This is a genomic window from Streptomyces xiaopingdaonensis, assembly GCF_000262345.1.
GTDB lineage: Bacteria > Actinomycetota > Actinomycetes > Streptomycetales > Streptomycetaceae > Streptomyces > Streptomyces xiaopingdaonensis.
The window spans coordinates 1-16,395 of sequence record NZ_AJTQ01000361.1 but is presented as its reverse complement, the minus strand read 5'-3'; the positions used below and the strand labels follow the sequence as shown (position 1 = coordinate 16,395).

At 74.3% G+C, this 16,395-nt stretch carries 17 protein-coding genes; 6 read left to right on the top strand and 11 right to left on the bottom strand.

The window, feature by feature from the left end:
- The first annotated feature begins 60 nt into the window (after positions 1-60).
- The 4 genes from UWG_RS0127750 (at position 61) to lnt (ending at position 4,070) form a co-directional block, all read left to right on the top strand.
- On the top strand, positions 61-828 hold the full coding sequence (locus UWG_RS0127750; RefSeq protein WP_016910461.1) for a TVP38/TMEM64 family protein: 768 nt from the start codon (positions 61-63) through the stop codon (positions 826-828).
- Between the two features lie 108 nt (positions 829-936).
- Complete coding sequence (locus tag UWG_RS0127745) at positions 937-1,203, top strand: hypothetical protein (RefSeq protein WP_016910460.1); 267 nt, start codon at positions 937-939, stop codon at positions 1,201-1,203.
- Between the two features lie 122 nt (positions 1,204-1,325).
- Positions 1,326-2,339 (top strand): DMT family transporter, encoded by a 1,014-nt coding sequence (locus UWG_RS0127740; RefSeq protein WP_016910459.1) that lies wholly within the window; start codon positions 1,326-1,328, stop codon positions 2,337-2,339.
- Between the two features lie 192 nt (positions 2,340-2,531).
- Positions 2,532-4,070 carry an apolipoprotein N-acyltransferase gene (lnt, locus tag UWG_RS31225; protein WP_016910458.1) on the top strand — a complete coding sequence of 513 codons (1,539 nt, stop codon included), beginning with the start codon at positions 2,532-2,534 and terminating at the stop codon, positions 4,068-4,070.
- On the opposite strand, the gene UWG_RS0127730 is transcribed toward lnt, so the two are convergent.
- The gene (locus UWG_RS0127730; RefSeq protein WP_016910457.1) at positions 4,042-4,947 is read right to left on the bottom strand and encodes a Gfo/Idh/MocA family protein; all 906 of its coding nucleotides are present in this window, start codon (positions 4,945-4,947) and stop codon (positions 4,042-4,044) included. The two genes, lnt and UWG_RS0127730, sit on opposite strands and share 29 nt — an antisense overlap.
- Before the next feature lie 81 nt (positions 4,948-5,028).
- Positions 5,029-5,223 (bottom strand): hypothetical protein, encoded by a 195-nt coding sequence (locus tag UWG_RS0127725; protein WP_016910456.1) that lies wholly within the window; start codon positions 5,221-5,223, stop codon positions 5,029-5,031.
- Between the two features lie 385 nt (positions 5,224-5,608).
- Here UWG_RS0127725 and UWG_RS0127720 point away from each other — a divergent pair, with 385 nt between their 5' ends.
- Positions 5,609-6,127 carry a DinB family protein gene (locus tag UWG_RS0127720; RefSeq protein ID WP_016910455.1) on the top strand — a complete coding sequence of 173 codons (519 nt, stop codon included), beginning with the start codon at positions 5,609-5,611 and terminating at the stop codon, positions 6,125-6,127.
- 57 nt (positions 6,128-6,184) lie between these two features.
- On the opposite strand, the gene UWG_RS0127715 is transcribed toward UWG_RS0127720, so the two are convergent.
- The 8 genes from UWG_RS0127715 to UWG_RS0127680 all read right to left on the bottom strand — a co-directional run bounded on the left by UWG_RS0127715 (position 6,185) and on the right by UWG_RS0127680 (position 13,151).
- Complete coding sequence (locus UWG_RS0127715) at positions 6,185-6,721, bottom strand: hypothetical protein (RefSeq protein WP_016910454.1); 537 nt, start codon at positions 6,719-6,721, stop codon at positions 6,185-6,187.
- A gap of 110 nt (positions 6,722-6,831) precedes the next feature.
- Positions 6,832-7,509: a uracil-DNA glycosylase gene (gene ung / locus UWG_RS0127710; RefSeq protein WP_016910453.1), complete on the bottom strand. Its 678-nt coding sequence runs from the start codon at positions 7,507-7,509 to the stop codon at positions 6,832-6,834.
- Between the two features lie 97 nt (positions 7,510-7,606).
- Positions 7,607-9,205: an ABC transporter substrate-binding protein gene (locus UWG_RS0127705; protein WP_016910452.1), complete on the bottom strand. Its 1,599-nt coding sequence runs from the start codon at positions 9,203-9,205 to the stop codon at positions 7,607-7,609.
- 275 nt (positions 9,206-9,480) lie between these two features.
- Positions 9,481-10,167 (bottom strand): M15 family metallopeptidase, encoded by a 687-nt coding sequence (locus UWG_RS0127700; protein WP_016910451.1) that lies wholly within the window; start codon positions 10,165-10,167, stop codon positions 9,481-9,483.
- A gap of 63 nt (positions 10,168-10,230) precedes the next feature.
- On the bottom strand, positions 10,231-10,989 hold the full coding sequence (locus UWG_RS0127695; RefSeq protein ID WP_016910450.1) for an SDR family oxidoreductase: 759 nt from the start codon (positions 10,987-10,989) through the stop codon (positions 10,231-10,233).
- A gap of 17 nt (positions 10,990-11,006) precedes the next feature.
- Positions 11,007-11,768: a 3-oxoacyl-ACP reductase FabG gene (gene fabG, locus UWG_RS0127690; RefSeq protein ID WP_016910449.1), complete on the bottom strand. Its 762-nt coding sequence runs from the start codon at positions 11,766-11,768 to the stop codon at positions 11,007-11,009.
- A 124-nt stretch (positions 11,769-11,892) separates the two neighbouring features.
- Positions 11,893-12,288 (bottom strand): DUF3037 domain-containing protein, encoded by a 396-nt coding sequence (locus UWG_RS0127685; RefSeq protein WP_029391831.1) that lies wholly within the window; start codon positions 12,286-12,288, stop codon positions 11,893-11,895.
- Positions 12,289-12,320: 32 nt separating this feature from the next.
- Entirely contained in the window at positions 12,321-13,151 is an 831-nt protein-coding gene (locus UWG_RS0127680; protein WP_029391830.1) for a HipA family kinase, read from the bottom strand.
- Positions 13,152-13,379: 228 nt separating this feature from the next.
- On the opposite strand from UWG_RS0127680, the gene UWG_RS0127670 reads away from it, so the two are divergent.
- Positions 13,380-15,491 carry a S9 family peptidase gene (locus tag UWG_RS0127670; protein ID WP_016910445.1) on the top strand — a complete coding sequence of 704 codons (2,112 nt, stop codon included), beginning with the start codon at positions 13,380-13,382 and terminating at the stop codon, positions 15,489-15,491.
- On the opposite strand, the gene UWG_RS0127665 is transcribed toward UWG_RS0127670, so the two are convergent.
- The coding region (locus tag UWG_RS0127665; RefSeq protein ID WP_016910444.1) for an aminotransferase class I/II-fold pyridoxal phosphate-dependent enzyme at positions 15,482-16,395 on the bottom strand (914 nt) is incomplete at its 5' end. The genes UWG_RS0127670 and UWG_RS0127665 overlap by 10 nt on opposite strands.

Here is a 16,395-nt window from a genome sequence, read left to right as displayed (position 1 = left end):
CGGCGGGCCCCCGGCGCTCGGCGCCCGGCCGCGCGCCGCCGCGTCGGTTACGCTCGCCCCGTGCCCGTCCCCGCCACGCAGTCCGACGGCGTCCCCGGCCGTCTCGTCCAGACCCTGCTCTCCCCCTGGTCCCGACTCGCCCTGCTGCTGCTCCTCCTGTGCGCCGCGGCCGCCGCCGCGGTCGCCTACCAGCCCCAGGACCTCCTCGTCGACGGCTGGCCCGCACGCCTCGCCGGAGCCGGTGCCACGGCCCTCTTCGCCGCCGGCTACGGAGCGTGCACGGCGGCGTTCGTCCCGCGCCCCGTGCTCAACGTCGCCGCGGGCGCGCTCTTCGGCGCGCAGGCGGGCACGGCTGCCGCCATCGCAGGGACCGTCCTCGGTGCCGGGATCTGCTTCGGCCTCGGCCGCCTCCTCGGGCAGTGCGCGCTGCGCCCCCTGCTGAGGGGACGCTGGCTCGACACCGCCGACAGGTACCTCAGCCGCCACGGCTTCCGTTCCACCCTGATCCTGCGGCTGCTGCCCGGCATCCCCTTCGCCGCCTCCAACTACGGCGCCGCCGTCTCCAAGATGCGCTGGCCGGCCTTCCTCGCCGCGACCGCGCTCGGCTCGCTGCCGAACACCGCCGCGTACACGGTCGCCGGCAGCGCCGCCACCACTCCGACCTCGCCCGCCTTCCTCGTCTCGTTCGGCTTCATCGCCGTCTCGGGGTTGGCGGGGACGGCGTACGCCTGGTGCCGGCGCGGTCGCATCCGCCGGGTCGTCGCCCGCGGGCCGAAGCCGGAGAACGCCGAAGCCGAGCAGAAACCCGTGGGTCACACCGCCGGCTGACGCCCCGCCGACGTGCGCGGTCCCTCTCTTCGCCGGCGGCCTCGGGCACGCTGCGACATGCAGTCGTCCGCGGTGGTGCCGCCGGCGGAGCCTGCCAGACTGGCGATCATGGACAGTTTCTACCGCGGGCCCGCGACGCTGATCTTCGGAGCCGTCGATATCGAGGTCGACGCGGCTCTCTTCACCGACGCCGAAGGGCCGGAGAAGCCGTGGACGGGGACGCTCCGCGCGACGGGTGACGAGTCCCTGTGGGCCGAGTTCGTCACCGACGTCGCGCAACTGCGCCTCCCCGACGGCCGGGAGGGCTACGTACGCATCACGGGCAGCGGCTTCGGCCCCGTGGAGATCGTCGGGGAGGGCGGCCTTCCGTCATAAGTCCCACTCCGGGGTACTCCTCAGGTGGTAGGTCGGGCCCCTCCCCGAGATGACGACAGGTGCGGAGCCACGGCGCATCGTGGAGAGATGAACCTCCCCCACCACGGCCCCGGCAGGACCCGGTGACCCCGCTGCTGGCGCCGGTGCTGCTCGCGCTCGCCTCCGCGCTCGGCTACGCGAGCGCGGCCCTCGTGCAGGAGCGGCTCGCCGCGACGACCGCACCCAGCCGGTTCGGCCTGTTGCGCAGGCCGCGCTGGTGGGCGGCGGCCGGGCTGCAGGGCACCGGAGCCCTGCTCCACGTCGCCGCGCTCGCGCTGGGCCCGCTCGTCGTCGTCCAGCCGCTCGGCGTGCTGACGCTCGTCCTCGCGGCGCCGCTCGCCGCCGTGGTCGTCAAACGCCCCGTCGGCGCGGCCGGTTGGCGCGGCATCCTGCTCGTCACCCTCGGTCTCGCCGCGGTGCTCCTGCTGACGGGGGCGGGGCGCAGCGACCCGGGGAGCGGCGACGAGCTGCGGTGGGCGGCCGGTGCGGTCGCGGCGCTGCTGGCCCTCCTCACGGTTCCGGCCAAGGCGCTCGGACGCCGTACGGGCGGCGGAGGCCACGGGGCACGTCGACGGGCCGTCACCCGCAGCGTCCTGCTCGCCGCCGCCTCCGGTACCGCGCACGGTGCCGCGTCGTTCTTCGTGAAGACCGCGGTCGAGGAGCCGTCGCTCCGCTCGCTGCCGGCCGCCGCTCCGCTGCTCGCGCTCGTCGCCGTACTCGCCGTCTCGGGCCTCGCCCTGTCGCAGGCGGCCTACCGCGGCGGCGGCCTCGCGGCCCCGCTGGCGACCACCACCGTCGCCAATCCCGTTCTCGCGGCAACGGCGGGCGTCCTCCTGCTCGGAGAGGGGTTCAGGTTCGGCACGGCGGGCGCGGCGGGCGCGGTCTGCGCCGGCGCCGTCGCCGCCTGGGGCATCGCCGTGCTCGCCCGCGAGAGCGCCCGCGATCGCGGCGGCCCGTGCCACGGGGTACGGGTGGTGATCCCGCGCCAGCGCGGCGAGGAGCCGCCGGCGTTCCGACGTCCGCCGCGCTTCGGGGCGCGCGACGAGCTGCGGGTCCTGCTTCCCGCGCCAGGGAAGGACGCCGGCCGCACCGGTTGACGGCGTCCCGCGTTCGGCTGCCTGCCGGCGCTGCTCCTGCGCCGGCTCCGCAGGGCCCCGGACGGCGGAAAAGGCAGGGCTCCGTCCCACCGCGCTCTCGCCCGGAGCGTGTTGTTTGCGCACACTGGTGAGGCGGCGCGCTCGGGTAGCCGATGCGGCTGCCGGGCCACAGCGGGACGAAGGAGGCGCGGGATGCACGGAGCGCTGGAGTCCCGATGGGGCCGCTGGCCGTTGAGCCTCCTCGCCGGGGCGCTCCCCGCGCTGTCCTTTCCGACGCCGAGCCTGTGGTGGCTCGCCTGGTTCGGGCTCGTCCCCTGGATGCTGCTGGCGCGTACGGCGCCGACGGCGCGGGCCGCGGCGACGACGGGGTGGCTCGGCGGCAGCGCCTTCATGCTCGCCGTCCACCACTGGCTGCTGCCGAGCCTGCACGTCTTCATCCTCTTCCTCGCCGCGCTGCTGGGACTGTTGTGGGCGCCGTGGGGGTGGCTGGTGCGCCGGGTGCTCTCCGGGCCTCAGCGGGGGGCGCGTACGGCTGCCGCGCTGGTGCTGCTCCCCTCCGGATGGCTCATGGTGGAGCTGGTGCGCTCCTGGGAGTACCTCGGCGGCCCGTGGGGGCTGCTCGGTGCGAGCCAGTACGAGGTCCAACCGGCCCTGCGGCTCGCCTCATTGGGAGGCGTGTGGCTGGTGAGCTTCGCGCTCGTGGCGGCCAACACCGCGCTGGGGGTGCTCCTCGTCTCCTGCGCGCCCGGCACCCGCCGCCTGCCGGCGCTCGCCGCGGTCGCCGCGGTCGCCGTACCGATCGGCGGTGCCTGGCTGTGGTCGCCCACGCCGCAGCGCTCGGGTCACGACGTACGCGTGGCGGTGGTGCAGCCGGGGATGACGAAGACCGCGGGCGACCGCCTCTACCGCGCCATCGCTCTCACCGAGAGACTCGCCGACTCCCGCACCGACCTGGTGGTGTGGGGCGAGAGCAGCGTCGGCTTCGACCTGGCGCACCGGCCCGACCTGAGCCGAAAGATCAGCGGCCTCGCCGCACGGATCGGCACCCCGATCCTCGTCAACGTCGACTCGGCGCGCGCCGACGGGGGCGGAGGCATCTACAAGAGCTCCGTCCTCGTGGACGGGGACGGCCTGACAGGGCAGCGGTACGACAAGACCCGCCTCGTCCCCTTCGGCGAGTACATCCCGGCACGCTCCGTGCTCGGCTGGGCCACCTCGGTCGGCAAGGCGGCCGCCGAGGACAGGCAGCGCGGCTCGGGCCCCGTGATGATGCACGCGGGCGGCGTCCGGATCGGGCCGCTGATCTGCTTCGAGACGGCGTTCCCCGACATGAGCCGCCAACTCGCGGGCGACGGGGCCGAAATGCTCGTCGCACAGTCGGCCACCTCCTCCTTCCAGGAGAGCTGGGCGCCCGAGCAGCACGCCTCACTCGCCGCGCTCCGCGCCGCGGAGACCTGGCGGCCCGTCGTCCACGCGACCCTCACGGGCGTGAGCGCCGTCTACGGCCCCGACGGCGGGCAGCAGGGCGAACGGCTCGGCACCGACCGCTCCGGCGTGGCCGAGTACACGGCGCCGACCGCCGGCGGGACGAGTCCGTACGTCAGGTTCGGGGACTGGGTGGTGCACGCGAGTACCACGGTGCTCCTCGCCTTCTGCGCGCTGGAGTGGGCCCGCGACGTCCGCGCCCGGCAGGCCGAGGAGTTCAACGTTCCTGTTCCCGTACGGAGATGACGACCCGCTCGCACAGCTCGTGGGTACGCAGCGCGTCCTGCGCGGAGAGGGGACGGCCCTCGCGCACGGCGTCGAGGAAGGCGAGCGCCGCCTGCTCGATGCCGCGCTGGCGGGCCACCGGCACCCAGTCGCCCCGCCTGCGGACGCTGGGCTGGCCCCGGTGGTCGACGACCTCGGCGAGGTTGCGCACCTCCCGCTTCGCGTCGTGGCCCGAGACCTCGAGGACCTCTTCGGCCGATCCGGAGCGGCGGTTCATCGCGCCGACGGCCGTGAACCCCTCCCCCGCGAGCTGCACGACGACGTGGTGGAGGAGCCCGTCGCGGAGCAGGCCGCGCACGTCGATCCGGTCGGGGTCCGCGGGCGCGAGGAACCGGAGCGTGTCGAGGACGTGGATGAAGTCGTCGTAGACGAGACGGCGCGGATCGTCGGGAAGGCCGACGCGGTGCTTCTGGAGGACGATCAACTCCCGTGACAGTTCGAGGCATTGGGCGTATCCGGGCGCGTGCCTGCGGTTGAACCCGACGGCGAGGGGGACGCCGCGCTCCTCGGCGAGGGCGACGAGGTCCTGGGCGTCCCTGAGGTGGTAGCCGATCGGCTTGTCGACGTAGACGGGCACATCGGCGTCGAGCAGGGCGCGGACGAGGGGCGGGTGGAACGCGGTGGGTGCGTGGACGAAGGCCGCGTCGGGACGCGCGTCGAGGAGCGCTTCGAGGTCGGGGTGGCGGTGGTGCGGGGGTACGCGGTACGTGTCGCCGACGCGCTGGAGCGTCGCGGGGGTTCGGGTGAACAGGTGCGGTTCCAGGCCGGGTTGGGCGGCGAGCACCGGCAGATACGCCTTCTGCGCGATGTCGCCGAGGCCGATCACGCCGATCTTCACGGGTCCCCCTCGAGGTGGTGGAGCGGTTGGTCGCGCGGGCGCAGCATACGGGCGGACGAGCGGGCGGTGCGGGTCGCTCCCTCAGGGGGCCCAGCAGTTGCCGGGCGCGTGGCGGTCGTCGGGGTGGAGCGCCCGGCCTACGAGAGGGTCGAAGAGTGGGGTCGTGGAGAACCGGAATTCCGCCGGCAACGACCTCTTCTCCAGCAGGGACGGCGACTTGCGGGCGAGGAACGTCGGGGAAGCATCCGCAAGTTGGAGGCAAGCCGACTCGCTCACTACGTACCCCCGTTCCTTCGCGCCACTCGGCCAGTCATCCGAAGGAGGCCATGAGTACCCCTCACCCCGTCGCGGTCGTCCGCGAGGGTCGAGGCGGTCTCACCGCTTCCTGCGTCCTGCGCGCCATCGGCGTCCGGGCCGCCGTCTTCGCACCGGCGGCGTGCGCCGAGGCCCGGTCGCCACCGGTCGCGTCTCCCAGTCCTGCGCCGAGTTCAGCCCGGCACGACCACGGCCGGTCAACTCGCCCACATACGACGCGCGCTGCCGCCGCGCGCTCGGCACGTGCGGCCGCGCAGCAACCAACTCGCAAAGAGGGAGGCCGCGTTCGGCTCCGCAGCCATAAATCACCTGGACCGAGCGCGGGCCGTGCCGGAGACTCTTCCCCATGACGACCGACCCCGCCGACAACCGCGCCCGGCCGAACCCCACCGACGGCGAACGGAAGCAACTGGAAGGTTGGCTCGACTACCACCGGGAGACCCTCGCGCTCAAATGCGCGGGGCTCGACGACGCGCAGCTCCGCGCCCGCTCAGCGCCGCCTTCCCCGATCACGCTCCTCGGGCTGGTGCGGCACATGGCGGAGGTGGAACGCGGCTGGTTCGTCTCGGTGTTCGGCGGTGAGCCGGCGGCGCCGCTCTACTGCACCGAGGACAGGCCGGACCGCGACTTCGAGTGCGAGCCGGGCGACACGACGGAGGAGGCGTTCGCCACCTGGCGGGAGCAGATCGCCCTCGCCCGCAGCACGGCGGCCGGGCGCGATCTCGCCGAGACGAGCCCGGACCCGCTCACCGGCGAGAGGTACAGCCTGCGGTGGGTCCACCTCCACATGATCGAGGAGTACGCCCGCCACAACGGCCACGCCGACCTGGTCCGGGAGCGCATCGACGGCGCCACGGGGATGTGAGCGGCGCCCGCCGGTGCCCGATTCGCCCCGGCCGCACGGCGGTTGGCTTCGCGCGGCCTAACGCCCCTGCGCGTCGGTCCCGCCGCACGGGGGCGGGCCCGGCTCGTCGCCGACATCCCCGAGGCGCAGGCCCAGGCGGTGGACAGCGGCGCGGATGCCGTCCCCGTAGCCGTCCTCCGACAGCTCGGGGAGATAGGAGCGGGCGGCGCGGAGCTCGCGTCGGGCCGAGCGCTCGTCGCCGAGTGCGGCGTGGTCGGCGGCGAGGTTGAGGTGGAGCGACGGGTAGAGGGAGCGGACCGCCAGGGCGTGCTCGCCCCAGTGGACCTCGGCGCCGGTGAGCGCCTCGGCCGCGGCCATCGCCCGCTGGTCCCAGGCGAGTTCGTCCGCCCGGTCCTCCTGGGTGTCGGCGAGGTAGTGCGCAATGGTGCAGCGGTGGAAGAGGTCGTGCTCCGGGTGCGTCTCCGCCCAGAGCTGCGCGAGGCGATTGCGTGCCTCCTCGCGGTCGCCCGCCCGGTGGAGCATGATCGCCTGGCCGATCCTGGCCGTCATCGCCCCGGCCTCCGCCGGGGCCGTCCGCTCTTCTTCCTCCGCCACGGTCTGCCTCCACTCGGTGCGCTCGCAAGCACCGGACGCCCGGCCCGGTGCCCGTCGCCACGACGCTAACCGCCACCGCCGACAACGCACGCGAGGCGCAGGCGGACGGCTCAGGCGAGGTCGGGCAGCCGCCAGTCCACCGGCGCGTGCCCCTGCTCGGCGAGGGCCTTGTCGGCGGCGGAGAACGGGCGCGAGCCGAAGAACCTCCGCGCGGAGAGCGGAGAGGGGTGGGCGCCTTCGACGATCGCGTGCCGCTCGGTGTCGACCAGTCTCGCCTTCTTCTTCGCGTGGTTGCCCCACAGAACGAAGACGGCGGGCCGCGCACGCGCCGCGACGGCGCCGATCACCGCGTCGGTGAACCGCTCCCACCCCTGCCCCTTGTGCGAGTTGGCCTCGCCCGCCCGCACCGTCAGCACGGTGTTGAGGAGCAGGACGCCCTGCTCGGCCCAGTGCGTGAGCGAGCCGTTGTCCGGGACGGGGTGGCCGAGGTCGTCCCGCAGCTCGCGGTGGATGTTGCGGAGGGACGGCGGGACGCGCACGCCGGGGCGCACCGAGAAGCAGAGGCCGTGGCCCTGGCCCTCGCCGTGGTACGGGTCCTGGCCGAGGAGGAGCACCTTGACGCGGTCGTACGGTGTCGCCTCCAGTGCGGCGAAGACCTCCTCGCGCGGCGGGTAGACGGGGCCTGCGGCCCGCTCCTGCTCGACGAACTCGCAGAGCTCGGCGAAGTACGGCTGCTCGACCTCCTCGGCGAGTACCTCGCGCCAGGATGCGGGGAGCGTTCCGATCACTCGTGGGACCTCCGGTTGCGGTGGGACGGGCGCAGGTACCCGCGCTCGCACCACAGAACGTACCGCCGGGCACCGACATCGGGCGTCCCGGTCCCCGCTACCAGCTCGACTTCTCGTGCAGCTCCCACATGCGCATGATCCCGGCCGGGTCGAGGCTGAACTCGATGCCGGCGACGTCCTTCGCCGACGCGAGGTAGAGGCGCCCCTGCCACAGCGGCAGCAGCCTCGCGTCCTCCGCGAGCACCCGCTGGGCCTCCTTGAAAGCGCCGCCCGCCGCACCGCGGTTGCTCTGCTTGCGGGAGGCCGGCAGCAGCTTCTCGGTGAGCTCCGGGCTCGCGTACGGGGTGCCCATGGCGTTGTCGGGGCCGACGAAGGGGGCCACGTAGTTGTCGGCGTCGGGGAAGTCGGCCGACCAGCCGCGGCCGAAGACCGGGTACTCGCCGTCGAGGTACCCCTTCTGGAACGCGTCCCAGGGGCGCCCCCGCAGCTCGACCTCGAAGAGCTTGGATTCCTCCAACTGCCGTTTGATCTCCTCGAATTCGCGCTTCGTCGCGGCGCCGTAGCGGTCGGTCGGGTACCAGAGCCGCAAGGTGGTGCGGCCGCGGACGCCGGCCTCGTCGAGGGTCTTCCGCGCCTTGTCGACGTCCGGCTCGCCGTAGACGTCGAGGAAGGCGTTGGTGTGCCCGGCGATGCCGCCGGGGACCATCGAATAGAGCGGGTCGGCCGTGCGGTAGTGGACGCGCCGCACCAGCGCCTTGCGGTCGATGAGCTGGGCGACGGCGCGGCGGACCGCAGTCTTGCGCGCCACCGGGTCGCGGGGGTTGAAGACGAGGTAGTGGATCTCGGTGCCCACCATCTCGCTCAGCTGGATCTCCTCGGCGCCGTCTGCGCTCTTGGGTCCCGCGTTCTCGAACCTGGTGATCTGCGAGGGCGTCAGCCCGCGGTAGGTGACGTCGATGTCGCCCCGCTCCAGCGCGGAGACCATGCGGGTCGAGCGCTTGAAGTAGCGGATCGTGACGCCGTCGTTCGCCGCCTCGATCGGACCGCGGTAGTCGCCGTTCCTGCGCAGTTCAGCGCGGTCGTCCTTGCGGTACCGGTGGAGGGTGTAGGGCCCCGAGCCGACGATGCCGCTCTTCTCGCGCAGCGCGTCGCGCGGGTAGGAGGCCGGGTCGACGAGGGAGGTCGCGGGGGTGGACAGGATGAAGGGGAAGGTGGCGTCCGGCCGTTTCAGGTGGAAGACGACGGTTCTGCTGTCCTTGGTCTCGATCTTGTCGAGGGAGCCGAGGAGGGCTGCGGGGCCCGACTTGGCTCCGATGGTGCGCACACGCTCGATGGAGTGCCGAACGGCGGCGGCGTCGAGCTTGTTGCCGTTGGAGAACGTGAGTCCCTTGCGGAGCGTGCAGCGGTACACCCTGCTCTGCGCGTCGGTGAAGCCGCAGGCGCGGGCGGCCTCGGGCTCGGGGGACGTGCTGGAGGAGGGGAAGCTCAGCAGCGTCTGGTAGACGTTCCGGTACAGCTCCCAGGAGCCGTCCCAGGCGGCGGCCGGGTCGAGGACGCTCGGGGCGCTGGTGGTGCCGACGGTGAGGGTGTGGTCGGCGTCGGCCTCGTCGCCGGAGAAGGCGCTGCACGCGGAGGCGAGCAGGGCGAGGGGCAGCAGCAGCGCAGCGGATCTCAGGGGGCCTTTCCGGTCGAACACGTCGCTCCTCGATCGGCGGTGCCGCGGCCTCGACGTGGCGCCGGCGGCGATGGGGCGGGAACTCACGGGTGGTGCGCTCCGGCGGCGCCGGGCTCGACCTGCGGGCCGTCCGCTGCCGAGCGGCCTCCCGAGGCGTGCGCCGTACCGGGAGCGACCACTCAGGCGAATCCTTTGGCCTGAGGCAAGTGAGCACCTTACCCCAGCACGTGCCGGCGGAACATCCCGTCCGCGTCGACACGTGTCTCAACTCAACGCGTGCATAAGGAAGTTGACGCCTAGCCGCCTTGCGGGAGCGGGCCGTACCCCGCCGCCTCCGCCCCCGTCGACCAGGCCCAGTAGCGGTCGCCGAACGACCAGTGCCACCACTCGGTCGGATAGTTGACCATGCCGACGGAGCCCAACGCCTCGGCCATGGCGCGTCGTTCGGCGGCCGCGGCGGCCCCGATCCCGCGCGCGGCCGTGAAACAGGCCCCCGCGCTCTCCTCGGGCGTCGCCGCCTCGGGGCAGCCGAGGTCCACCTCGGCGCCGCTCGCCGTGCACAGCGTCAGGTCCGCGGCGGCGCCCGCGACGTGCCCCGCCGTCTCCGCCGGCGCCACCCAGCGGCTCGCCAGGGTGCGCAACTCCCGCTCGCCGGCGCGGGGACGGCGCTCCCGGAGCGCGGCGAGGTACCCGTCCCCGATGCGGTGCTGCAACGCGAGCGGGCGGTACCCCTCGACGAGCAGCCATCGCCGGTCGCGCGGCAGCAACGCCTCGGCGCGCACGAGGAGTTCGAGGACGCCGGCGCGCAACCGCGCCCACTCCCCCGCCGCGTCACCGCGCCTGCCGTCGACGCGCACCGCCTCGCGGCAGTCCACGAGGGGCTCCCCGCACTCGCGCACGGGCATCCGCGCCACCCGGTCGTCCCCCATCAGCACGATCGGCGCACCCGTACGCGGATCGACGGGCCGGGCGGTGTACGACATCGGCGCTCCCTCCGGCGGCAGGGTAACCGCGGGAGCGCGCCTCCCCGGCGCGCCCCCGCCGGGCTACTCCACGCCGGCGTTGAGGAAGAGGCCGCCGTCGAGGACGAGGGTCTGGCCGGTGATCCAGGCCGCCTCGTCGGAGGTGAGGAAGGCGGCGGCGCCCGCGACGTCCTCGGGGGCGCCGAGCCGGCCCATCGGGTAGCGGGCGGCGGCCTCCTCCTCGCGGCCCTCGTAGAGGGCGACCGCGAACTTGGTCTTGACGACCGCGGGCGCGAGCGCGTTGACCCGGACCGCGGGCGCGAACTCGTGCGCGAGCTGGAGGGTGAGGTTGATCATCGCCGCCTTGCTCATGCCGTAGGGGCCGATGAACGGCGAGGCCGAAACCCCCGCGATCGAGGCGACGTTGACGACGGTGCCGCCGTGCTCCTGCTGCCACGCCGCCCACGCGCGCTGCGCGAAGCCGAGCGCGGAGAGGACGTTGGTCTCGAAGACCTTGCGCACCACGCCGGGGTCGGCGTCGGCTATCGGGCCGAAGACCGGGTTGGTGCCCGCGTTGTTGACGAGGTGGTCGAGGCGGCCGTACGCCTCCATCACCCGGCCGACGGCCTCCTCCTGGTGCTCCGGGTCGTGCGCCTTGCCCGCGACGTACATCGCACGGTCGGTGCCGAGCGACTGCACGGCCTCCTTGAGCGCGTCCTCGTTGCGCCCGGTGACGCAGACGCGGTCGCCCCGTGCGACGAGCGCCTCCGCGACGCCGTAGCCGATCCCGCGGCTCGCACCGGTGACGAGCGCGACGCGTCCGGTGTCCTGCTGCTCTGCCATCCTGCCTGCCTCCGGGTTCAGTTGAGGGGGCCGCCGGCCACGTACATGACCTGGCCGGAGACGAAGCCGGCCTGCTCGCCGGTGAAGAAGGCGATCGCGTGCGCCACGTCCTCGGGGGCGCCGACGCGCTGCACCGGGATCTGCGTCGCCGCCGCTGCCTTGAAGTCGTCGAAGCCCATGCCGACGCGCTCGGCGGTGGCAGCGGTCATGTCGGTGGCGATGAAGCCGGGCGCGACGGAGTTGGCGGTGATGCCGAACTTGCCGAGCTCCTTGGCGAGGGTCTTGGTGAAGCCCTGCATTCCGGCCTTGGCCGCCGCGTAGTTGACCTGCCCGCGGTTGCCGAGCGCCGAGGACGAGGAGAGGTTGACGATGCGGCCGAAGCCGGCGTCGACCATGTGGCTCTGGCAGGCCCGCGACATCAGGAAGGCGCCGCGCAGGTGGACGCCGAGGACGGTGTCCCAGTCGGAGTCGCTCATCTTGAAGAGCAGGTTGTCGCGGAGGACGCCGGCGTTGTTGACGAGCACGGTGGGCGCGCCGAGCTCCTCCGCGACGCGGGCGACGGCCGCCTCCACCTGCGCCGAGTCGGAGACGTCGCAGCCGAAGGCGCGCGCGGTGCCGCCGGCCGAGGTGATCTTGTCGACGGTCTCCTGGCAGGCCGACTCGTCGAGGTCGACGACGGCGACCGCCCGCCCTTCGGCGGCGAGGCGTACGGCCGTGGCCGCGCCGATGCCCCGGGCTGCACCCGTCACGATCGCGACACGCTGCTCGGTGGTGGACATGCTGGGTATCTCCTCGTCCCTGGATGGTGAGCAACCGCTTAGTAGCTACGGCAGTCGTGACGCTATGAGCCCCGGCACCCGCTGTCAACGGCCGCCTGCGCACCGGCCGTCGGCCGCGGTCGCGTCAGCGCACGAGCTCCTCCAGCAGGCGCTCCGTCTCCGCCTCCGGGTCGGCCGTGAGCCCCGTGTGCACCGGCCCTGGCTGCACCACGGTGCTCCTCGGCGCCACCAGCCACCTGAACCTGCGCCCCGGGTCCTCACCGGCGGCCCGGCCCGCGGCCCGTCCGCCGGCGCACACCCCCTCGACGGCACGCAGCGCCGCGCGGACACCGACCACATCGGCGGCGGCGTCGAGCGCCCGCAGCCGCGCCTCGTCAAGGTGGACGCACGCGCCGACGTAGGAACGGGCACGGCAGTACACCACCACGCCCGCGTTGATCGACTCGCCGCGCTCCACCCGCGGCACCACGCGCAGCACCGCGTACTCGAAGACGTCCAACTCCCTGCGCTCCCCGCTCACTCGATGGTCCCCGCCCGCTCGCACGTCCCCGCTCACCTCGCGCCGCACCCGCTCGGCTCGTCGCGGCCCGTGAGCCAGCCCGGCGCCTGCGAGGGGCGGTCCTTCGTCGGCTCGCCGACGGTGACGTGCTCGTGGACCGTGCGCGCCCGCTCCGAGAGGACCTGCGCGTATACGGCGCGCACGGCGTCCGCGTCGGGAGCGCCCTGCTCGGGTGCGAGCCACTCGTCCGGGACGTCCGCCGCGCACGCGGCGACCAGCTCCTCGGTGACGCGGGGCGCCAGCGCCTCGGCGGCCGCTGCCACGTCGGGGCCGAAGGGCGCGAGCGCGTGATCGGAGGCGTCGTACGGCTTCGCGACGGCGCGGGCCGCGGAGCCGAAGCTGTGGTGCCAGATCAACGTGGCCCCGTGGTCGATGAGCCACAGGTCGCCGTGCCAGACCAGCATGTTGGGGTTGCGCCACGAGCGGTCGACGTTGTCCACGAGCGCGTCGAACCAGACGATCCGGCCCGCCTCCTCGCGGCCGACCGCGTACGCGAGGGGGTCGAAGCCGAGCGAGCCCGGCAGGTAGTCCATGCCGAGGTTGCGGCCGCCGCTCCCCTTGAGGAGCTCCTGCACCTCCTCGTCCGGCTCGGCGAAGCCGATCACCGGGGCGACCTCCAGGGACACCAGCTCGGGGACGCGCAGCCCGAGCCTGCGGGCGAGCTGCCCGGCGACGACCTCGGCGACGAGCGCCTTGCGGCCCTGACCGGCGCCGGTGAACTTCGCCACGTAGGTGCCCAGATCCCCGGCCTCGACGAGGCCGGGGAGCGAGCCGCCCTCGCGGAGCGGCGTCACATAGCGCGTGGCGGTGGTCTCTGGAAGCATCTCCCCAGGCTATGCCGAGCGCGCCGCCGCCGTGTGCCCGGTGGGTGCCGCGTGGCTCGCGAAGGGCCGGACCGGGCGCGGCGTCAGGATGTATCCTTCCAACGACTCTGCGGCGTACGCGGGTTGCTCGTGCAGCCGCCCCATCTTCTCCAGCCTCCCCGGCGTTCTTCACGGGGAGGCTTTTTCGCGCCCGCGCACGTGCCGACCCACGAGGACGAGGAGCGACCGATGCACCTTCCCGACCCGCAGGACGACGGCCCCGACGACCCGTACCCCGACTTCCCCGAGCAGTTCGCGCGCACCCGGCGCTTCTCTCTCGGCGCCGTACGTGCACCCTCGGTCTCGGCCGACGGGCGGCGCGTCGTGTTCCTGCGCACCCGCACGGGCACCGATCCGACGAGCCTCCTCCGGCTCTGGCAGGACGGCGCCGAGCGCACCCTCGCCGACCCGGGCGACCTGCCCGCAGCACCCGAGGACCCGCTCCGCGAACGCACCCGCGAACTCGCCCTGGGCATCACGGCGTTCGCGGTCGACGCCGACTGCACGCTCGCCGCCTTCGCGCTCGGCGGCGCGCTCTGGGCGGTCCGCACCGGGGACGCCGTCCCCTTCCACGTTCCCGTACCGGGCCCCGTCTTCGATCCGCGGCCCTCGCCCGACGGCTCCCGCATCGCCTACGTCAGCGAAGGCGCCCTGCACGTCGTGGGCGTCGACGGCACCGGTGCACGCGCTCTCGCAGCACCCGAAGGCCCCTGCGTCGGCTACGGGGCGAGCGACCACATCTCGGCCGAGTCGATGGGCAGGCCGCGCGGCCACTGGTGGGCGCACGGAGGAGACGCCGTCCTCGCGGTGCGCGTCGACGAGTCCGACGTCCAGCTGCGGTGGTACGCCGACCCGTTCCGCCCCGAGCGCGCCCCGCGGTCGGCGCCGTACCCGGCCGCGGGAACGGCCAATCCGCGCGTCACGCTCCATGTGCTGCCGCTCGACGGCGAGCGGGTCCAAGTCGCCCTTCCGGGCGGTGACTTCGAGTACCTTCCGGCGGCGGGCTGGGACGCGCACGGCCCGTTCGCCACGGTCCAGACCCGCGATCAGCACACGCTGCGCACCCTCGCCGTCGACCCGGCGACAGGGCACACCCGGACGGTCTCCGAGCGCACCGACGCGCACTGGGTGGAGCTGATCGGCGGAACGCCCTGCCGCACCGCGTCCGGCGCGCTCGTCGAGCCGTTCGACGACGAGGGCTGCGACACGCGGCGGCTCGCCGTGGACGGCCGGGCCGTGACGCCTCCGGGGCTCCAACTCACGGCCGTACACGGGACGCAGGGCGACGCGGTGCTCTTCGGCGGTGTCGAGGAGCCCACCGAGGAGCACGTGTACCGCTACACGCCCGAGCGGGGGTGCGAACGCCTCAGCGAGGAGCCGGGGGTGCACACGGCGGCCGTCGGCGGCGACACCGTCGTCCTCGACTCCGCGGGCGCGCACGGGAGGTGCGTCACGCTCCGCCGCGGTGACGCGCTTCTCGGCGAGCTCGCGACGCTCGCCGAGAAGCCCGTCCCGCAGCCGAGACCCCGGCTGCTGGCGCTCGGGGAGCGGCGCCTGCGGTGCGCCCTCTTCCTTCCGGGCGGCCGGCAGCCGCGCGAGGGCACGCGGCTGCCGGTGCTCCTCTCGCCGTACGGGGGGCCGGGGATGCAGCTCGTGCGGAAGGGTTCGGGATGGCAGGACGCCGTCGCGCAGTGGTTCGCCGAACAGGGCTTCGCGGTGCTCGTCGCCGACGGCCGCGGGACCCCGGGACGCGGACTCGCGTGGGAGAAGGCCGTCAGCGGCGACCAGTTGGGCCCGGCGCTGGAGGACCAGGTCGACGCGGTCCGTGCCGCGGCGGCCGAGCTGCCGTACCTCGACCTCTCCCGGGTCGGCATCCGCGGCTGGTCCTTCGGCGGCACGCTCGCGGCGGCCGCCGTGCTGCGCCGCCCTGACGTCTTCCACGTCGCCGCCGCCGGCGCCGCCCCCTCCGACCAGCGCCACTACGACAGCCACTGGAAGGAGCGCTTCCTCGGCCACCCCGACGAGCACCCCGCCCACTACGCGCGCAGCTCCCTCCTCGACGACGCGCCCGGCCTGCGCCGCCCGCTCCTGCTCATGCACGGCACCGCGGACGACAACGTCGCCTTCACCCACACCCTCAAACTCTCCGCCGCCCTCCTCGCCGCCGGACGCCCGCACACCGTCCTGCCGCTGCCGGGCGAGACCCACCTGGTGCGCGACCCGGTCACACAGCGCCAACTCCTGCGGTACGAGCGGGACTTTCTGCTCTCCGCGCTGCCTGCGGCTGCGCCTCAGTCGTAGCGACCGCCGGAGGAGGGGCGCAGCGCGGCGGCGACGGCGCAGGCGAGCGGCTCCAACGACGCCCGCGTCAGCGGCGAGACGGTGAGCCGGACCCCGGGCGCCGAAGAGGTGCGGAACCTCGCGCCCGGGGCGACGGCCCATCCCGCCTGCAGGAGCCGGGCGACGGCGCCGGTCTCGTCGGGGACGGGGAGCCAGAGGTTCATCCCGCTGCGCCCGCGCGCCTCGACGCCCCTGGCCGCGAGGAGGCCGCGCAGCTCCTCGCGGCGCCGGTCGTAGGAGTGGGCGACCGCGCGGCCGTCGACCGCGTCCGTCTCCCACAGGTGGACGACCGCGTGCTGGAGGAGCCGGCTGACCCAGCCGGGGCCGAGGCGCTGCCTCCCCGCGACCCGAGCGAGCGTGGTGTCGTCCCCGGTGAGCACCGCGACGCGCAGGTCGGGGCCGTACGCCTTGGAGGTGGAGCGGACGAGCGCCCAGTGCGCCGTGGCGCCGGCGAGCGGGTGGTGCGGGAGACCTGCGATGCCGTGCCCGTGGTCGTCCTCGACGAGGAGGGTCGTCGGCCGGGCGGCGAGCAGCTCCCGTAGTCGGGCGGCGCGTTCCTCGCTCACCGCGGCGCCCGTCGGGTTCTGCGCTCGGGCCGTGACGACGAGCGCGCGGGCGCCCGAGGCGAGTGCGCGCTCCGCCGAGCGCAGGGTGGGGCCCTCGTCGTCGAGCGCCATCGGGACGGGGCGGAGGCCGAGCGCGGGGACGAGGTCGAGGAGGCTGCCCCAGCCCGGGTCCTCGACGGCGACGCGGTCACCGGGGCGCAGGTGCGCCGAGAGGACGCGCTCGATCGCGTCGAGCGACCCCGAAGCGGCGGCGAGCGGTGCCTCGGGAACGCCGTCCGACTCCAGTGCGGCGCGGGCGA